13 protein-coding genes and 1 pseudogene are annotated in these 17,925 nt (G+C 65.4%); 11 read left to right on the top strand and 3 right to left on the bottom strand.

What is annotated here, in order from left to right; translation table 11 throughout:
- Nucleotides 1–88: 88 nt before the first annotated feature.
- The 5 genes and pseudogenes from BN2476_RS16800 to BN2476_RS16820 all read left to right on the top strand — a co-directional run bounded on the left by BN2476_RS16800 (nucleotide 89) and on the right by BN2476_RS16820 (nucleotide 3,708).
- Nucleotides 89–1,426, top strand: a complete 1,338-nt coding sequence (locus BN2476_RS16800; RefSeq protein ID WP_087735302.1) for a C45 family autoproteolytic acyltransferase/hydrolase — start codon at nucleotides 89–91, stop codon at nucleotides 1,424–1,426.
- A 337-nt stretch (nucleotides 1,427–1,763) separates the two neighbouring features.
- Nucleotides 1,764–2,015, top strand: a complete 252-nt coding sequence (locus BN2476_RS16805) for a hypothetical protein (protein WP_087735303.1) — start codon at nucleotides 1,764–1,766, stop codon at nucleotides 2,013–2,015.
- Nucleotides 2,016–2,082: 67 nt separating this feature from the next.
- Complete coding sequence (locus BN2476_RS16810) at nucleotides 2,083–2,313, top strand: DUF2795 domain-containing protein (RefSeq protein ID WP_087735304.1); 231 nt, start codon at nucleotides 2,083–2,085, stop codon at nucleotides 2,311–2,313.
- A gap of 10 nt (nucleotides 2,314–2,323) precedes the next feature.
- A pseudogene (locus BN2476_RS16815) lies at nucleotides 2,324–3,212 on the top strand (AraC family transcriptional regulator).
- 109 nt (nucleotides 3,213–3,321) lie between these two features.
- Nucleotides 3,322–3,708 carry a cupin domain-containing protein gene (locus BN2476_RS16820; RefSeq protein WP_087735305.1) on the top strand — a complete coding sequence of 129 codons (387 nt, stop codon included), beginning with the start codon at nucleotides 3,322–3,324 and terminating at the stop codon, nucleotides 3,706–3,708.
- Nucleotides 3,709–3,810: 102 nt separating this feature from the next.
- Here BN2476_RS16820 and BN2476_RS16825 read toward each other — a convergent pair whose 3' ends face one another.
- On the bottom strand, nucleotides 3,811–4,431 hold the full coding sequence (locus BN2476_RS16825; RefSeq protein WP_087735306.1) for a TetR/AcrR family transcriptional regulator: 621 nt from the start codon (nucleotides 4,429–4,431) through the stop codon (nucleotides 3,811–3,813).
- A gap of 311 nt (nucleotides 4,432–4,742) precedes the next feature.
- Between BN2476_RS16825 and BN2476_RS16830 the strand changes: the two genes are divergently transcribed.
- The 3 genes from BN2476_RS16830 to BN2476_RS16840 are packed head-to-tail and all read left to right on the top strand — an operon-like array spanning nucleotide 4,743 to nucleotide 10,455.
- Nucleotides 4,743–5,840 carry an efflux RND transporter periplasmic adaptor subunit gene (locus tag BN2476_RS16830; protein ID WP_087735307.1) on the top strand — a complete coding sequence of 366 codons (1,098 nt, stop codon included), beginning with the start codon at nucleotides 4,743–4,745 and terminating at the stop codon, nucleotides 5,838–5,840.
- Nucleotides 5,837–8,959 (top strand): efflux RND transporter permease subunit, encoded by a 3,123-nt coding sequence (locus tag BN2476_RS16835; protein ID WP_087735308.1) that lies wholly within the window; start codon nucleotides 5,837–5,839, stop codon nucleotides 8,957–8,959. Before BN2476_RS16830 ends, BN2476_RS16835 begins: the two co-directional genes overlap by 4 nt.
- Nucleotides 8,960–8,961: 2 nt before the next feature.
- Nucleotides 8,962–10,455, top strand: coding sequence for an efflux transporter outer membrane subunit (locus BN2476_RS16840; RefSeq protein ID WP_087735309.1), 1,494 nt, complete (start codon nucleotides 8,962–8,964; stop codon nucleotides 10,453–10,455).
- A gap of 309 nt (nucleotides 10,456–10,764) precedes the next feature.
- Here BN2476_RS16840 and BN2476_RS16845 read toward each other — a convergent pair whose 3' ends face one another.
- Complete coding sequence (locus tag BN2476_RS16845) at nucleotides 10,765–13,290, bottom strand: penicillin-binding protein 1A (protein WP_087735310.1); 2,526 nt, start codon at nucleotides 13,288–13,290, stop codon at nucleotides 10,765–10,767.
- Nucleotides 13,291–13,940: 650 nt separating this feature from the next.
- Between BN2476_RS16845 and BN2476_RS16850 the strand changes: the two genes are divergently transcribed.
- The 3 genes from BN2476_RS16850 to BN2476_RS16860 all read left to right on the top strand — a co-directional run bounded on the left by BN2476_RS16850 (nucleotide 13,941) and on the right by BN2476_RS16860 (nucleotide 17,150).
- A complete protein-coding gene (locus BN2476_RS16850) occupies nucleotides 13,941–14,642 on the top strand; it encodes a plasmid mobilization protein (protein WP_087735311.1) in 702 nt (233 codons plus the stop codon).
- A 493-nt stretch (nucleotides 14,643–15,135) separates the two neighbouring features.
- Complete coding sequence (locus tag BN2476_RS16855; RefSeq protein WP_087735516.1) at nucleotides 15,136–15,816, top strand: PspA/IM30 family protein; 681 nt, start codon at nucleotides 15,136–15,138, stop codon at nucleotides 15,814–15,816.
- A 107-nt stretch (nucleotides 15,817–15,923) separates the two neighbouring features.
- On the top strand, nucleotides 15,924–17,150 hold the full coding sequence (locus tag BN2476_RS16860) for a tetratricopeptide repeat protein (protein WP_087735312.1): 1,227 nt from the start codon (nucleotides 15,924–15,926) through the stop codon (nucleotides 17,148–17,150).
- Between the two features lie 88 nt (nucleotides 17,151–17,238).
- Here BN2476_RS16860 and BN2476_RS16865 read toward each other — a convergent pair whose 3' ends face one another.
- Entirely contained in the window at nucleotides 17,239–17,874 is a 636-nt protein-coding gene (locus BN2476_RS16865; RefSeq protein ID WP_087735313.1) for a TetR family transcriptional regulator, read from the bottom strand.
- Nucleotides 17,875–17,925 lie beyond the last annotated feature (51 nt).

Here is a 17,925-nt window from a genome sequence, read left to right on the forward strand (position 1 = left end):
TGACTAGACGAGCCGCAGGCCGCATCCCGCGATACACGGCGCTGAGCAACGCCGGCGGCGATGCCGCGCACTACGAACGGGAGCGAAGATGAGCGAACCGTCCATCGATGCCGTGCGCCGCGATCATGCGGGCTGGATCTTCGTGCACATAGAAGGCGAGCCGTACGACCGCGGCGAGCAGCACGGCCAGCTGCTCGCCACCGAAATCCAGAATGCGATCCGCACTGCGCGCTATCTCGCGAAATGGGACACAGGCGAAGATTTCGACACGTTCGTCAACGCCGCCGTCGAGCAGTTCGCGCCGCGCATCGATCATGAATTCGCCGATGAGATCCAGGGCATCGCCGACGGCGCGAAGCTGCCGTTCGCCGAAGTGCTCGCGTGGAACGGCTATATGGATCTGCTGCAAAGCTGGTGGCCGCAGCACGCCGCGCAGCAGAAACCGCAACTCGGCATCAAGCCGTGGCGCGGCCGGCGCGGGCATCATTGCAGCGCGTTCATCGCGACGGGTAGCGCGACACGCGACGGCCGCATCGTGATGGCGCACAACTCGTGGGACCGCTACGCGGCGGGCGACGCGTTCAACGTCGTGTTCGACATCGTCCCCGAATCGGGCAACCGCATCCTGATGCAGGGTCTGCCGGGCTGCATTTCGAGCCTGACCGATTTCTGGGTCACGTCGGCGGGCCTGATGGTGACGGAGACCACGATCTCGAACTTCGCGGGCTACAACGCGGCGGGCGCGCCGGAGTTCTATCGCTCGCGGCACGCGACGCAGTATGCGAACAGCATCGGCGAATGGTGCGAGATGTTCGCGCTCGCGAACAACGGCGGCTATGCGAACAGCTGGCTGCTCGGCGACATCAAGACGGGCGAGATCGCCCGCTATGAACTCGGCCTGCACTATTCGGGTTTCGAAAGCACCAAGGACGGCTTCTACAGCGGCTACAACACGGCGACCGATCTGAAGATCCGCAATCAGGAATGCATAGGCGAAGGCGAGGACTACACCGACGTGCGCAGAAACGGCGCGCGGCGGCTGCGCTTCATGCAGCTCGAAGAGATGCATCGCGGGCGGATCGACGTGGAACTGGCGAAGGCCATGATCGCCGATCATCACGACGTCTACCTCGACCGCCCCGACAACCCATGCTCGCGGACGATCTGCGGCCACCTCGAACTCGACGATCAGCGCTTCGGCGGCTCGGATCACGGTCCGTTCAATCCGTGGGGCGCCAACGACGGCAAGGTCGTCGACAGCGAGATGGCGCGTGAGATGGCGTTCGACGCACGCTGGGGTCATCCGTGCGGGCGCCCGTTCGACGCGCAGGCGTTCATGAAACGCCATCCGCAATGGAACTGGCTGAACGGCTACATGCGCGACCGCCCGTCGTGGCCATGGACGCGCTTCGACGTGCTGCGCTGAAGCCCTGCACGCCTACTGTCTCGCGGCGCGAGGCTACGGGGTTAACGCCACCCGCTTTCTACATACCTAATGCGCGACGCGACGCGCGGCCCTGCGCCCGCGGAATCGACGGCACCCCGGTTCGCGACGAAATCTTCCAAAAAATCAATGCCAGGCCCGCGACTGGCGCGCTGCCGTGACGCGTCATCAGCGCTTGTAAAAATAACTGGCGTAATATGGGAAAAATGCGCGGCGCTTGCAGACGGCAGCCGCGCCAGGCGGGCGCCAATCCGTCGCCATCGGAATGGCATAACGCTTGCGTGATGTTCCTGCGCTGCCTGGAAAAGGAGGTCGAGCGATGAAAACCTCGACGCTGTTGACCATGGTGACGTTGTCGGCCTCGTGTTTCGCCGCGCCGGTGCATACGGCGACGGACGGCACGTTCGACATAGCCGCCGCCCGCGCCAATGCCGCCCCCGTCGCGCCCGCCGCGCCGGACGTCGCGGCCCAGACCGATATCCGGCCGGAGCGATGGGAACATATCGCGCTGCCGAAATCGCGGCATCTGGAGCGCGGCTTCAAGGCGCAGGACGAGCATCTGCAGACGTGACCGTGCGTACGGGATCGACGGATCGTCCCGTTCGTGTCGACAACTTTGAGAACAATGGAGCGCGAGCATGACGGCATCAGCCATCCCCCGCGAATCGATCGACCTGCAGATCGCCGACGTTCTGCACGGTGTCAGCTATCCGCTGAACAAGGACGCGCTCGTCGACGCCGCGCGCGAAGCGGGCGCAAGCAACGAAGTGCTCGCGATGCTCGACGGCCTGCCCGAGCAGGACTACGCGGATATCGACGCCGTGACGAAGCTGATCGGCAGCAATTTCGGCCCCGGTCTTGGCATCTGACGGACTGAAGATGCGGCACGGGCGAGGCGCGCACAAGGCGTCCGCGATTCAGCCATGGTCGCGGCCGGCCGAGCAACAGCCTGCGCCGGATGCTCACGGCAAGCGCGACTGGATTCGCCGCGCGCCCGCGCAGGGCGGCGTCGAGCGCATCGAGGCCTTCTTTCAGCACAACGGCTACGCGCTGCATCGGCACGATACCTATGCGATCGGCCGCACGCTCGCGGGCGTGCAAAGCTTTCACTACCGGCGCAGCGAGCGCAACAGCCTGCCGGGCGGCACGATCGTGCTGCACCCCGACGAGCCTCACGACGGCCAGGCCGGCACCGACGAAGGTTTCCGCTACCGGATGATCTACGTCGAGCCAGCCCTATTTCAGGCGGCGCTCGGTGGCAAGCCGCTGCCGTTCATCGAAGGCGGGCTGTCGGACGATCCGCGTCTTGCCGCCGCGACGCAGGCGCTGCTGCAAGGCATCGACGCCGCGATGGACCCGCTCGAACAGGACGACGCCCTCTACGATCTCGCGCATGCGCTCGATGCCGTGTCGGGCGCGCGGCCGCTGCGCGCCTCCGCCGATTTCCGCGCGGCGCTGCTCGCGCGCGACTACCTGCACACGGCGCTCGAGCGCGCCGTCACACTCGACGAACTGGCTTCCGCAAGCGGCCGGGACCGCTGGAGTCTGTCGCGCGATTTCCGCGCGTTCTTCGGCACGAGCCCGCATCGCTATCTGACGATGCGCCGCCTCGACGCCGTGCGAGAAGCGCTGCTGCGCGGCCACCCTCGCGGACGCGGCGGCCGCCGCAGGTTTCGCGGACCAGAGTCATATGACGCGGCATTTCATGGCGGCCTACGGCGTGACGCCGTCGCGCTGGCTGAAGATGCTCAGGAGCCAGTCCCGCTGAAAACGGGTTCTGCGCGGGGGCCAGCACTCCGGCCGTGCACAAACGTTCAAGACGCCCGTGAGAGCGCCCACCTACACTCCGTCGCGTGGACTTCAACGAAGGAGACGCCATGCCCGCTACCGATCAGCCAACCCGATTCGTGCCCATCAATTTCGCCGACAAACTCAGCCGCATCCACGAGCAGTGGCGGCCGCGCGTCGTCGCCGAAATGAACGACTACCAGTTCAAGATCGTCAAGATCGAAGGCGATTTCATCTGGCACGACCACCCGGAGACGGATGAAACATTCATCGTGCTGGAAGGCGATCTGCGGATCGACTTTCGTGACGGCGCCGTGCACCTGTCTGCGGGAGAAATGTTCGTCGTGCCGAAGGGCAAGGAGCACAAGCCCTACGCGGAAAAAGAAGTGAAGCTGCTGCTGATCGAACCGCGCGGCGTGAAGAACACGGGCGACGAGACCAGCGACCGGACGGCCGCCAACGACGTGTGGATCTGAGTGCGTTGCACTGTGCACGATAAAGCGCGGCGCACCCGGCCGCGCTCCAGCGGCCGCGCATCAATGGCCGCGCCTGACCCGCCGCGCCCTGCCCGCCGCGCCCTACCCCATCGTCCTGCCGAACACGACACGCGCAAAGAAGTTGCCCAGCACCTCTTCCGTTCGCTCGACCGAGACGTTCTGTGGATCGATGGTAAAGAAAAACTGCATGCCGTCGCACAGGCCCATCAGCCCGAGCGCCAGCGTTTCCGCGGACAGCGGCAGCGGCGTGCCGACGCGCACCGAAAACTCGTTGATGTATTCGGTCAACTGCTCGACCTTCTCGTGCTGGAACGCGTTGTAGCGCACACGAAAACGCGCATCGCGCGCAGCGAGCAGCTTCGCTTCGACCCATAGCAGGAAGCACTTGTTGTCGCGCGGCAGACGGCTGTAGTAGCGCAGCACGTTCGCTTCCATTTCCTCGCGCGTCGCATTCTCTTCGAAGATGCCATGCAGTTCCGCCTGCATCGACTCATGGTCGCGCCGCAGCAGTTCCAGAAAGAGTTCGGGCTTGCTGCGGAAGTTCGAATAGAAAGCGCCCCGCGTGTAGCCTGCGGCCTCGGCGATGTCTTCGACGCTCGCCGCCGCAAACCCCTTCTTCATGAAAATGGCCTGCGCGGCATCCAGCAGACGCAGGCGCGTCTGGTCTTTGCTCTGCTCTCGCGTGAGTCGTTTGCGTTTCATATTTAACAGTCTAGCATCGATCCGTCCCGAGATTCGGTTTTGCATTCAGATACAGGTGTGTATTAAAATTCACTGCACCATCCGAATCAATGGGTGAAATAACGGGCCGCGATGCGAGTTGCATTGCAGCGCTCGCAGGCCGCTTTGCAGCACATTCAGCAGCACGTCGTCGGTAGCCTCTGGCTTGCCGTATTCGTTTGCTTCTCCAGCCCGGAGGCATCGTGAATCGTTCCCGTCGTGGCGCGTCGTCTCGCGCGCGTAAGCCGCTCCGCCTCAGTTCATCTTCCCTGTCTTTGCCATTGCCTCGCCGTATGAAGATCGGTGCGCTCGTCATCGCGGGCGCGCTGACGCTCGCTGCGTGCCACAACAAGGAAGCCGCCGCGCCCGCGCCGCGGCCCGTGGTGGCCGTCGTCGTGCATGCGGACGGACTGCCGCTTGCGGCGTCGCTACCCGGTGAAGTGCAGGCGCGCTATTCGACGCCGCTGTCGTTCCGTATCGCCGGCAAGATCATCGAGCGCCGCGTGCGCCTTGGCGACGTCGTGCAGAACGGCCAGGTCGTCGCGCGGCTCGATCCCGCCGATGCGCAGAAGAACGCCGCGAGCGCCGCCGCGCAACTCGAAGCCGCGCAGCACCGGCTCGTCTATGCAAAGCAGCAGCTCGACCGCGACCGCGCGCAGGCGCATGAGAACCTGATCGCGCAGACGCAACTGGAACAGACGGAAGACGCGTATGCGTCGGCGGCCGCGCAGCGCGATCAGGCCGCGCAGCAGGCCGCGCTCGCGAAGGACCAGTTGCAATACGCGACGCTCGCCGCCGATCACGCGGGCGTCATCACAGCCGAACAGGCGGACACGGGGCAGAACGTATCGGCGGGACAGGCCGTGTACAGCCTCGCATGGTCCGGCGACGTCGACGTGGTCTGCGACGTGCCCGAAGGCGCGCTCGCGTCGCTGCGTGTCGGACAGGCGGCGACCGTCAAGCTGGGCGCGCTGCCCGGCCGCACGTTCAATGCGCGTGTGCGCGAACTGTCGCCTGCCGCCGATCCGCAGAGCCGCACGTATCGCGCGAAGCTCACGCTCGATCATCCGGGCCCGGACGTGCGTCTCGGCATGACGGCCGACATCGACTTCGCCCGCGACCACGCCAGCAGCCAGCCCGCGTCGTTCACGCTGCCCTCCACCGCGCTCTTTCATGACGGCACGACGCCCGCCGTATGGGTCGTGCGCGCAGGCAGCGATCAGCTCGAACTGCGTCGCGTGCAGGTCGCGCATTACACCGAGCGGACCATCGCGGTCACGCAAGGCCTGAACGAGGGCGAGCGTGTCGTGTGGCAAGGCGTGCATACGGTGACGGCGGGAGAAAAAGTCCGCGTCGTGCCGCCGCTGCACCCCGAGGATTTCGCGTCATGAGCACAGCGCAGAATGAGGAAGGACGCTTCAACCTGTCCGCATGGGCGCTGCGCCACCAGGCGCTCGTCGTCTTTCTGATCACGCTCGCGACGGCGTTCGGCATCCTCGCCTATACGAAGCTCGCGCAATCGGAAGACCCGCCGTTCACGTTCCGCGTGATGGTGATCCGCACCTTCTGGCCGGGCGCGACCGCGCGCCAGGTCCAGGAACAGGTCACTGACCGCATCGGCCGCAAGCTGCAGGAAACACCCGCGATCGACTTTCTGCGCAGCTATTCGCGCCCCGGCGAATCGCTGATCTTCTTCACGATGAAGGACTCCGCGCCCGTCAAGGATGTGCCGCAGACCTGGTATCAGGTGCGCAAGAAGGTCGGCGACATCGCGCAGACATTGCCGCCAGGCATTCAGGGCCCGTTCTTCAACGACGAATTCGGCGACGTCTACACGAACATCTACACGCTCGAAGGCGATGGCTTCTCGGCGGCGCAACTGCACGACTATGCGGACGAGCTGCGCACCGTGCTGTTGCGCGTGCCGGGCGTCGCCAAGGTCGACTATTTCGGCGATCCCGATCAGCACATCTACGTCGAAATCGCGAACACGCAGCTCACGCGCCTCGGCATCACGCCGCAACAGCTCGCGCAGGCGATCAACTCGCAGAACAGCGTGTCGCCGTCCGGCACGCTGACGACCCACGACGACCGCGTCTTCGTGCGGCCGACGGGGCAATTCAACGATCTGAACGCGCTTGCCGACACGCTGATCCGCATCAACGGCCGCTCGTTCCGGCTCGGCGATATCGCGACGATCAGGCGCGGCTACGACGATCCGCCCGTCACGCAGATGCGCTTCCAGGGCAAGCCGGTGCTCGGCATAGGCGTGACGATGCAGCCGGGCGGCGACGTGATCCAGCTCGGCAAGGCGCTCGACGCGAAGATGACGGAGCTGCAGGCGCATCTGCCCGCGGGACTGAAGCTCGTCGAAGTGTCGAGCATGCCGCACGCGGTCTCGCGCTCCGTCGACGATTTTCTCGAAGCCGTCGCCGAGGCGGTGCTGATCGTCCTGATCGTGAGCCTCGTGTCGTTGGGCGTGCGCACGGGGATGGTCGTCGTGATCTCGATTCCCGTCGTGCTCGCCGTCACCGCGCTGTGCATGTACCTGTTCGATATCGGCTTGCACAAGGTTTCGCTGGGCACGCTCGTGCTGGCACTCGGCCTGCTCGTCGACGATGCGATCATCGCCGTCGAGATGATGGCCGTGAAGCTCGAACAGGGCTGGAACCGCACGCGCGCCGCGGCGTTCGCGTACACGAGCACGGCGTTTCCGATGCTGACGGGCACGCTCGTCACCGTGTCTGGCTTTCTGCCGATCGCGCTCGCGAAGTCGAGCACGGGCGAATATACGCGGTCGATTTTCGAAGTGTCGGCGATTGCGCTGATCGCATCGTGGCTCGCCGCCGTCGTGCTGATTCCGATGCTCGGCTATCACATGCTGCCCGAGCGCAAGCGTCAGGCGCACGAGCCCGACGATCACGAGCACGACATCTACGGAACGCGCTTCTATCGGCGCCTGACGGGCTGGATCAGCTGGTGCATCGAGCGGCGCTTCGTCGTGCTCGCGATCACGGTCATTCTGTTCGTCGTGTCGCTGGCGGGCTTCACGCTCGTGCCGCAGCAGTTCTTTCCGAGTTCGGACCGGCCGGAGCTGCTCGTCGATGTGCGCCTGCCCGAAGGCGCATCGTTCGACGCGACGTTGCGCCAGGCGCAGCGGATCGAAAAAGCCCTGGAAGGCAGGCCCGAAATCGATCACTCGGTGGACTTCGTCGGCTCGGGCGCGCCGCGCTTCTATCTGCCGCTTGACCAGCAGTTGCAGACGCCGAACTTCGCGCAGTTCGTGATCACCGCAAAGACCGTCGAGGATCGCGAGAAGCTCGCGCGCTGGCTCGAACCGAAACTGCGCAACGACTTCCCCGCGATCCGCACGCGCCTGTCGCGCCTCGAGAACGGCCCGCCCGTCGGCTATCCCGTGCAGTTCCGCGTGAGCGGCGACGATATCGCGACGGTGCGCTCGATCGCCGAGAAGGTAGCCGCGACGATGCGAGCCAATTCCGGCACGGCAAACGTGCAGTTCGACTGGGACGAACCGGCCGAGCGCTCGGTGCGCTTCGACGTCGACCAGAAGAAGGTGCGCGAACTGGGCATCACGTCGGCGGACGTATCGAGCTTTCTCGCGATGACGCTCTCGGGCTACACCGTCACGCAGTACCGCGAGCGCGACAAGCTGATCAGCGTCGATCTGCGCGCGCCGAAGAACGAACGCGTCGACCCGTCGCAACTGCTGACGCTCGCGATGCCGACGCCCAACGGCTCGGTGCCGCTCGGCACGCTCGGCCGGCTGCGCAGCGATCTCGAATACGGCGTGATCTGGGAACGCGACCGTCAACCGACGATCACCGTGCAGTCGGATGTGCGCGGCAACGCGCAAGGCATCGACGTCACGCATGCCGTCGACAAACAGCTCGCGCAGATTCGCGCGGCGCTGCCCGTCGGCTACCGGATCGAGATCGGCGGATCGGTCGAGGAAAGCGCGAAGGGACAAACGTCGATCAACGCGCAGATGCCCATCATGATCATCGCGGTGCTGACGCTGCTGATGATCCAGCTGCAGAGCTTCGCGCGCGTGCTGATGGTCGTGCTGACGGCGCCGCTCGGCCTGATCGGCGTGGTCGCGACGCTGCTGCTGTTCGGCAAGCCGTTCGGCTTTGTCGCGATGCTCGGCGTGATCGCGATGTTCGGCATCATCATGCGCAACTCGGTGATTCTTGTCGATCAGATCGAGCAGGACATCGCGCAGGGACACAAGCGTTTCGATGCGATCGTCGGCGCGACGGTGCGGCGCTTCCGCCCGATCACGCTAACGGCGGCGGCCGCCGTGCTCGCGCTGATCCCGCTGTTGCGCTCGAACTTCTTCGGCCCGATGGCGACGGCGCTGATGGGCGGCATCACGAGCGCGACGGTGCTCACGCTGTTCTATCTGCCCGCGCTGTACGCCGCGTGGTTCCGCGTGCGCGACGACGAACGCGATCCGCGGCCCGAGCCGTCCGAACATTCGGGGAATTGATCATGAGCCTCCCTTCGATGACCCGTAGCTCCATCTCTCTGGCCGCGGCTTCCCTGCTCGCCGCCGCGTGCTCGTTCGGCCCGAACGGGAATCCTCCTGCAATGCCCGAGCCCGCGCACTACGGCGCCGATCCGCTGCCGACCCAAACGGTGCCCGCGCAAGGCGTCACGCAGCAGTTCGTCGTCGGAGCGAAAGCGGTGCCGCAATGGTGGCGCACGTTCCAGTCGGACGACCTGAATGCGCTCGTCGACGAAGGCTTGCGCAACAGCCCGACGCTCGCCGCCGCCGACAAGAACCTGACGGCCGCGCGCGAGCAGTTGCGCGCGCAGATCGGCAGCAACATGCTGCCGAGCATCGACGCGGGCGGCCAGGTCACGCGGCAACGCGCGCTCGGGATTCCCCAAGCCGGGCCGAACACGTTTCTGTACAACGTGTTCGTCGGCCAGTTGCAGGCGCAGTACACGTTCGACATCTTCGGTGCGGCGCGGCTTGCGAATGCGGCGCTCGCATCGCGCGTGAACGTGCAGGCGTATCAGTTCGACGCGGCGCGGCGCGCGCTGGCCGCGAACATTGTGACGGCGGCGATTTCGGCGGCGATGCTCGATGCGCAGGTGCAGACGACCGAGCGCCTCGTCGCGCTCGCGAATGACCAGGCGCGCGACACGCAGCGCCGCTACGAACTCGGCGCGGTGCCGCACAGCGATCTGCTCAATGCTCAGCAAAGCGCGGCGTCGCTTGCTGCGAGCCTGCCCGCCGCGCGCCAGCAGTTGCTGACGACGCGTCACGCGCTCGCGGTGCTGCTCGGCCGCACGCCGGACCAGGCGCCGCCGCCGCTCGATCTCGCGCTGCTGCATGTGCCGGAACAGGTGCCCGTGTCCGTGCCCTCCGATCTGCTCCAGGCGCGTCCCGACATCGAGGCCGCCGACGCGACGCTGAAGGCAGCCGCCGCCGAAGTCGGCGTTGCGACGGCGCAGATGTTTCCGAGCCTGACGTTGAACGCGTCGATGGGACAAGGCGGGTTCAGTTGGCCCGTCGCAGTGTCGGGCGCGGGAGCGATCTGGAGCCTCGGCGCATCGCTGACGCAGCCGATCTTCCGCGGCGGCGCATTGTTCGCGCAACGGCGCGCGGCCGTCGCATCGTACGAAGCCTCGGTGTCGCAATACAAGCAAACCGTGCTCGCCGCGTTCCAGAACGTCGCCGATACGCTCGCCGCGCTCGAGCACGACACGCAGTCTCTCGATGCGTCCAATATCGCGGCGCAAACGGCGCAGCGTTCGTTCGACGAGACGTCGGCGCGCTATCGTCTGGGCGCCGTGCCCGTGACGGCAGCGAGAGCAAGCGAGCAGCAGTATCGCAATGCGCGGCTCGACGAGATTCGCTACACAGGCGCGCGATTGAACGACACGGCCGCGCTCTTTCAGGCGATGGGCAATCCCCCCGTCGACGATGCGCATGCGGCGTCGGCATCGACGGGCGCCGCGACGGCTGCGCAGTGACTGAAACTCATGAGGTTATCCCCAGTTTCTGGGGATGATCTTGTTGAGAACGCCGGGACAAGCGGGATAAGACATTGAGGCGGCAGCGGTTTTGTCCCGCGATGCAGATTGCGCAGCGCGTGCCCGAAAAGCGCTCAACGGTGCGCACGCGTTTGTTATCAACAGATTCCGTGCACAGGCTTGTTGATAACACCTGGACAATCGTGCTAACCCGTTGAGCGCGCACCTTAATCCCCGGCTGACGCACGCACAAAAAAAACGCGCCCGTGATTTTCACCACGGGCGCGTCTTCTATTCAGGCTCAAGCGGTCAAGGCTTGTTCGACTCGAACAGATCCATGATCTGCTTCTTCTCCGACGACGTGACGCTCGGAGGCGGCGGCGCAGGCGGCGTCATGCCCGCCGGACCCACGGTGCCAACGGCATCGCCGCCGCTTGCCAGCGGATTCGCCGAATCCATGCCGATGCTCGCGATAAAGCCGTTGCCCGGCGTCATGTCCGCATAGAACAGCTCGCCATCGACGCTCGTCACGCCCGTGGGCATTTCCGGCTCGGCCTGCGGCACGCCGCGCAGCGCGCGCTGCATGTAGTCGACCCAGATCGGCAGCGCCAGCTGCGCGCCGAATTCGCGGCTGCCGAGCGACTTCGGCTGGTCGTAGCCCATCCACGCGACGGCCACGAGCGATTGCTGATAACCGGCGAACCAGCCGTCCTTCGCATCGTTCGTCGTACCCGTCTTGCCCTGCAGATCGCTACGGTGCAGCACGTTCGTCCCCGCGCCCGTGCCCCCTGTCGCGACCGAGTGCAGCAGGCTGTTCATGATGTACGCGTTGCGCGGGTCGAGCGTACGCGGCGCGTCGCGGCCCGCCGTCAGCGGCTGCGCGCGCGAGATCGGCTGGCCGTGCGCATCGTCGACTTCGCCGATCAGATACGGATTGATCCGGTAACCGCCGTTCGCGAACACGCTATACGCGCCCGCCGACTGTAGCGGCGTGACGAGCCCCGCGCCGAGCGCCATCGGCAGATACGGCGGCGTCTTGTCGGCGTCGAAGCCGAAGCGCTGCGTCACATAGTCCTGCGCGTACTTCGTGCCGATATACGACAGGATGCGGATCGACACGAGGTTCTTCGACTTCTGAAGCGCGACACGCATCGGCATCGGACCGTCGGGCTGATCGTCGTCCTTCGGCTCCCATGCGTCGCCGCCCGGCGCGCTCGGCGGGAAGTACAGCGGCGCATCGTTGATGATCGTCGCCGGTCCGAGTCCCTTGTCGAGCGCCGCCGAATAGATGAACGGCTTGAAGCTCGAACCCGGCTGGCGCCACGCCTGCGTGATGTGATTGAACTTGTTCTTGTTGAAGTCGAAGCCGCCGACGAGCGCACGGATCGCGCCGTCCTGCGGCGTCATCGACACGAGTGCGCCCTCCACTTGCGGCAACTGCGTGATCTGCCAGTTGCCGTCCGCATCCGCGATCAGGCGGATGATCGAGCCCGGACGCATGCGCTGCGCCTGCGCCGCGCGCGGGGACAGGGAAGCCGCCGCAAAGCGCAGCCCGTCGCCCTTGATGCTCACCTGCGTGCCGTCGAGCAGTTGCACCTTCACTTCCTTCGGCGTCGCCGACGTGACGACGGCGGCCACGATCTCGCCGTTGTCGGGATGATCGTTGAGCGCGTCTTCGATCGCCTCGTCGCGCTCGTCGCCGGCTGCCGGCAACTCGACGAAGCCTTCCGGACCGCGATAGCCGTGACGGCGCTCGTAATCCATCACGCCCTTGCGCACCGCGTGGTAGGCGGCTTCCTGATCGGCGGAATCGATCGTCGTCGTGACGCTGAGCCCGCGCGTATAGGTTTCGTCCTTGTACTGCGCGTACATCATCTGGCGCACCATTTCAGCGATGTACTCGGCGTGCACGCTGTACTCGTTGCCCGCCGTCTTCGTGTGGATCTCCTGCTTGACGGCCTGGTCGTACTGTTCCGGCGTGATGTAGCGCAGATCGAGCATCCGCTTCAGGATGTACTCCTGGCGGATCTTCGCGCGCTTCGGATTGACGACCGGGTTGTACGCCGACGGCGCCTTCGGCAGGCCCGCGAGCATCGCTGCCTCGGCGAGCGAGATGTCCTTTAGATCCTTGCCGAAGTACACGCGCGCAGCGGCCGCAAAGCCGTACGCGCGCTCGCCCAGATAGATCTGGTTCATGTACAGCTCGAGAATCTGGTCCTTCGTCAGCGCGCGCTCGATCTTGTACGCGAGCAGCATTTCATAGATCTTTCGCGTGTACGTTTTCTCGCTCGACAGGAAGAAGTTGCGCGCGACCTGCATCGTGATCGTGCTCGCGCCCTGCGACGAGCCGCCGTGCATGATGTCCGCGAAGCCCGCGCGCAGGATGCCGATGAAGTCGACGCCGCCATGCTCGTAGAAGCGATAGTCTTCGATCGCGAGCACGGCTTTCTTCTGCACGTCGGGGATGTCCTGGAAGCGCACGAGACTGCGCCGCTCTTCGCCGAACTCGCCGATCAGCACGTGATCCGCCGTATAGATGCGCAGCGGCACCTTGGGCCGGTAATCGGTCAGCGCGTCGAGCGACGGAAGCTGCGGCCCCATCACGACGAGCGCGTAGCCGACGATCAGCGCGCCGACCACCGCCAGCGTCGCGAACAGCCCGACGAACCACAGCGCGATCGTGCCGAAGAACGAGCGGCCACCGCGTCGGCCGCGGTCGTCGCTGTCGTCTTCTTCGCGCTGAACGTGGCGATAGTCGCGGCTCGGGTTGTCGTTGTTGCCGAAAGATGGCTCGCGGCCAGGGTGGGAAGAATGCGGTCGTTTGATGATTGGCATGACTGGAATGATTGGCGCTTTCCTACACGCCGGCTATGCACGCGCGGTGCGCTCGAATCGTGGTCGTGGCGTCCGTCGCGCGCCCGAACGGGCGGCAGCGGAACCGTTGCGCACCGGAGCGACGGCCATCCGCCGATGCGGCGACATTCGCGCAGATTCGCGGCGCCACCGCGTGCGGCGCTGCCGGCGGCCCTGCAATGATACTGCGCGCGACGCTCGTTTCCGCCCTGGCGACTGCCACCGCGCGACGCCGTATGTTTACCCCGTCCCGGCCGGTCGCACGGCACGCCCAGACAGGTTCTGGCGCAACGTAACAGCGCATTTTAAAGAAATCAAGCCGCGTGGATCGTGATTTTTTTGTAAGAATTCCCTCATGATCGTGCCCTGAAGTGCAAAAACGCTGCGCGAGCCCCGCCGTTGCGTGCTTGTGCGGTTATCAACAGAAATTGTGCAAAGCCCTGTGGACAATATCCCTGCAACTCGGGCAACCCGTTGATGTGACAGCCATTTTGCAAGCCGCCCGATTTGCAGCGGCACGCCACCGCGCGCCACGGTTTAGTCTTATGATGGTTCGACGCGCGCCAAGCAGGCCTCGCACCCTGCCCGGATTCCTCCGCAGTTCGACACCAACAAAGAACGCGAGCCGATCTATGAACAAGCCCAGCGAACGCATCGTCGTCTTCGTGACGCCCGCCCAGAAACGCGCCATCTCCGCGACGGCGGACAACCTCGGCATCAGCGTCAGCGAGCTGATGCGCCGCGCGGTGCTGAGCTTCGGCGCGACCAGCGAGCAGGTCAAGGCGGCGAGCATCGTCGACCGGCTGCGCGCGCCGCGCGAACCGGACGCGCTGAACGAAGCGCTGCAACGCGTCGCGCGCTCGAGCAATCGCATGCGGCAGGCGGCGCTCAAGCCTCGCGCCGCGTCGTCTGCTGCGTCGTCGGCCGGGGCGCGCGCCGATGCCTCCGCCGAGTCTTCCGCCGCGCATGAGCCGGCCGCATCGCCGGGAAACGATGCCGCGTTCGCCGCATCCCGCAAGCCGCGCGAGACGCTCGCGCCGATCGATCTCTCGCGTCCCGCCGATTCCGCTGCCGTGCTCGCGCCCGTCGGCACGCTCGAAAGCGCGGATGACGACAACGCCGCGCAGGTTGCCGCGCGCGTGGCGGCCGCGAAAGCCGCCGCCATTGCCCACGATAAGAACGAGGCACCGGCAACGGGAAGCGACACGCGTACGCCATCCCGGACTGCCACACTGCTATCGTCGAAACGCAGCGCCGCCAGCAAGCGACAACGCGAGCATGAAGAGGACGAACCCAACATCGATCCCACCGAAGGCAACGGCCGCTTCGCGTGAGCGTCGCGTGTCGATACTTGCCTATGTGGCGTGCGAGCAGGACCACGCATCGTCGGCGATCCGAAAGAATTCCTTCATCTGTATTTCGACAAATCCGCGCATTCATTCGTTCTTCGATTGCGCTCACTACGCACGTTGCAAGACACTGCGAACGGCCCGCTGAAACGTGCACGAAATCGCGCTTTAAGACGGTTTTAAGGGTACGCGTGGTGTAATATCCGCGAGCTGTTGAATACCCATCGCGTCGATCTTCGGACCGGTTCGAAGCGTCGGACATGGCGCTGCGTCAAGGTTAAATTTTCCCGGCGCTATTGCAATCCGTGCACGCGCCCCGACGTCACCGTGAGCATGCGCATGAACGCGAACTGCGATGGCATGCAGCATGATCCGCAGTCTCGCGCATGGCGGCGTAAACTACGTGCTGTCGACGTGATTACGCACCCCATGCAGCGCGCCGGGTATTCAGCGTCGATTTCATCCAATGGAGGTATTCATGTCGCTTTTTGACAGCATCACGCGAACGGTCAAAGGTCTCTTGAACGACGCAGCCGATTCCGTGCAGGACCCGTCGCGTGATGCGCGCCAGATCGTGCGCGAACTCGACGATAGCATCGCGAAAGCGGAGAACTCGCTGATCGAGATCCAGGCGCAGGTCGCCACGCAGCAGAGCAAGCGCGACGTCGCCGCCGACAAGGCGAAGAAGTACGAGGACGGCGCAAGGCGCGCGCTGCAAGCCGGCGACGAAGCACTCGCGCGCGAGGCGCTCGGCGCCCAGGCGACGGCCGAAGCGGAGCGCGACGCACTCGCGAAGGAACTCGCGACGCTAGAGCCCTCGGTCGAGCAACTGAAGAAGCAGATCGACGACATGCGCGAGCGCCGCAACGATCTGAACGCGCGCTCGAACATCCTGCAGGCGAAGCAGCAGATCGCGCAGGCCAAGGACACGGCGGCGACGGCGCTGGGCGGCATCGGCGGCAAGAATCTTGCTGAAGACTTCCAGAAGCTGGAAGACAAGGTGTCGCTGTCGAACGCACGCTCGGACGCGCGCCTGAATTCCGCCGACGAGAAAAGCGGCAAGGCGCTCGACGACAAGCTCGCGGATCTGAATCGCGGTCCGTCTGTCGAAGACCGCCTCGCAGCGCTGAAGAAGCAGTTGGACACGCCTGCGCAGTAACGGCATTGCAGGCGATGTGCCGCGCGGCGTCCGATGAGCGCATTGGCCCGCGCGGTACGGCAACTCGATAGTCATGGAGACGGGCGTCAATCCGCCCGGCCCGCATCATGAAAAAATTCCTCGCAGCAGCCTGTGTTTCGCTGACGCTCGTATCGGGCGCCGCTTTCGCGCTGCCGACGGCGACGCAGATCGAAACGTCGATTCAACAAGGCAACTGGCAGCAAGCGGATTCGCAGTTGAACGAAGTGCTGAAGGCGCATCCGAACAACGCCCGCGCGCACTATCTGTACGCGCAGGTGCTCGATCGCGAAGGCCGCTCGGCCGACGCGCTCGCGCAGCTTCAGCAGGCGAAGACGCTCGACCCGCAGGTCCGCTTCACCGATCCCGCCCGTTTCGCGCAAACGGAAGCGCGCCTGCGCGCCGACGCCGCGCGCGTCAGCGGCGGCACCGCGGGCAGCCTCGCGGGCAACGGCGCGCATCGCACTGCCAATCCGTTCGCGCAGCAGCAAGCCGCGCCCGTCTCGCCGTCCGCGCTCGAGCAGGCGCCGCAACGCCATGGCCCGTCGATGGGCATGTGGATCGGCATCGCCGTGCTGCTCGCCGCGATCGCGCTGATTCTGCGCTGGACGTTGCGCCGCGCGCGCTCACAGGAAGATACGCGGGCCAACGACGATCGGCGCGTGCAGCTCAAGCGCGTCACCGATCTGCTCAACGACGTGCGCTCGCTGAAGCTGGACGTGAAGCTGTCGACGGCGCCCGGACACGAAGCGCTCGAACGCGAAGTCGAAGGCATGGAGACGCAACTGCGTGAACTGGTCGAAGCGCTGTCGAACAGCAAGAACCCCGTGCCGCCGTATCAGGTGGAAGATCTCGAACGGCAGGTGGCGAGCCTGAAGGCGCGCGCCGAAGGCCGGCCCGATCCGAACGCGGCGCCCGCGGCATCGCCGGGCGCGGGCGAGTCCCCGTATGCGCGCGAAGCGAACGAGGCATTCGGGCGCGGCCAGCAACAGGGGTATCCGCCGGGTTATCCTCCGCAAGCGCCCTACCCGTATCCGCCGCAGCAACAGCCGCCCGTCGTCGTGCAGCAAGGCGGCGGTTTCGGCGGCGGCATGGGCGGTCTGCTGACGGGCGTGCTGCTCGGCGAAGCGATGAGTTCCGGGCGTGACCGCGTGATAGAGCGCGATGTGATCGTCGACGACGAAGCACGCAAGCGCGCCGGCAACGATGCCGGCTCCGTCGACTTCGGACAGGGCTCCAACGACTGGAGCGATGGCGGCGGCGACGGCGGCGTCGACATGGGCAGCGACGATTCGGGAGGCTGGAACGACACCTGATACGGACTTGCTTCGCTATCGGCGCAAGCCGTTCGACGAACCACCTGAAAGTGCAAAGGGCTCCTCCCGGAGCCCTTTTTCATTGCAATCACATCGATCCCTGCGCGTCGTGCCGCGCGAGAACGATGGCGCCCGCAAACAGCCTGACGATGAAACGCTCCGCGTAGTCGATCAGCGCCTCACGCTGCGCGGCGTTTCCGATGTACTCATGCGACAGATGGAAAAGCTGCAGCACGATCTGCGTGCAGATTTCCTCGACCATTTCGCGCGACAGCGCGGGAATCAGATTTAACTGCACGACGTCATCGGCCATCTCCGCCGATACCTCGTGCAGGTTCACCCTCACCGCCTCGCGCAACGCGGCCGACGTGCCGTGATATTCGGCCAGCGCGCTCAGAAACGCCTCGCGGTTTTCGAGCGCGAACGCGAAGAACGCCGCAGATGCGCGACGCGGCACACTGTGCGGCTCGTCGTGCGCAGCCAGCCAGCGCTCACGCCGCAACATCGGACGCAAACGACGGCTGACCCATCCGACGGCCTCGCATGCGAGATCGTCGAGCGTATCGAAGTGCCGATAAAACGTGTTGGGATTGAGGCCCGCTTCGCGCGCGAGTTCACGCAAGCCGAGCGTCGCGAAGCTGCGGCCGCCCGCCGTCAGTCGCAACGCTGCCTCGATCAGCTTGCGCTTGCCCGGTGCGAGTTCCAGTTCCGTTGTCGATTGCATGAGCTTCTTGTTCGAATGCGTTGAGGACGACGGGCGCCGTGATCCCGGAGT

Source organism: Paraburkholderia piptadeniae (assembly GCF_900007165.1).
Classification (GTDB): Bacteria; Pseudomonadota; Gammaproteobacteria; order Burkholderiales; family Burkholderiaceae; genus Paraburkholderia; species Paraburkholderia piptadeniae.

Excerpts from the sequence above, each read along its gene's own strand:
- BN2476_RS16800 (WP_087735302.1), top strand. The coding sequence starts at position 89 with ATGAGCGAACCGTCCATCGATGCCGTGCGCCGCGATCATGCGGGCTGG.
- BN2476_RS16805 (WP_087735303.1), top strand. The coding sequence starts at position 1,764 with ATGAAAACCTCGACGCTGTTGACCATGGTGACGTTGTCGGCCTCGTGT.
- BN2476_RS16810 (WP_087735304.1), top strand. The coding sequence starts at position 2,083 with ATGACGGCATCAGCCATCCCCCGCGAATCGATCGACCTGCAGATCGCC.
- BN2476_RS16820 (WP_087735305.1), top strand. The coding sequence starts at position 3,322 with ATGCCCGCTACCGATCAGCCAACCCGATTCGTGCCCATCAATTTCGCC.
- BN2476_RS16825 (WP_087735306.1), bottom strand. The coding sequence starts at position 4,431 with ATGAAACGCAAACGACTCACGCGAGAGCAGAGCAAAGACCAGACGCGC.
- BN2476_RS16830 (WP_087735307.1), top strand. The coding sequence starts at position 4,743 with ATGAAGATCGGTGCGCTCGTCATCGCGGGCGCGCTGACGCTCGCTGCG.
- BN2476_RS16835 (WP_087735308.1), top strand. The coding sequence starts at position 5,837 with ATGAGCACAGCGCAGAATGAGGAAGGACGCTTCAACCTGTCCGCATGG.
- BN2476_RS16840 (WP_087735309.1), top strand. The coding sequence starts at position 8,962 with ATGAGCCTCCCTTCGATGACCCGTAGCTCCATCTCTCTGGCCGCGGCT.
- BN2476_RS16845 (WP_087735310.1), bottom strand. The coding sequence starts at position 13,290 with ATGCCAATCATCAAACGACCGCATTCTTCCCACCCTGGCCGCGAGCCA.
- BN2476_RS16850 (WP_087735311.1), top strand. The coding sequence starts at position 13,941 with ATGAACAAGCCCAGCGAACGCATCGTCGTCTTCGTGACGCCCGCCCAG.
- BN2476_RS16855 (WP_087735516.1), top strand. The coding sequence starts at position 15,136 with ATGTCGCTTTTTGACAGCATCACGCGAACGGTCAAAGGTCTCTTGAAC.
- BN2476_RS16860 (WP_087735312.1), top strand. The coding sequence starts at position 15,924 with ATGAAAAAATTCCTCGCAGCAGCCTGTGTTTCGCTGACGCTCGTATCG.
- BN2476_RS16865 (WP_087735313.1), bottom strand. The coding sequence starts at position 17,874 with ATGCAATCGACAACGGAACTGGAACTCGCACCGGGCAAGCGCAAGCTG.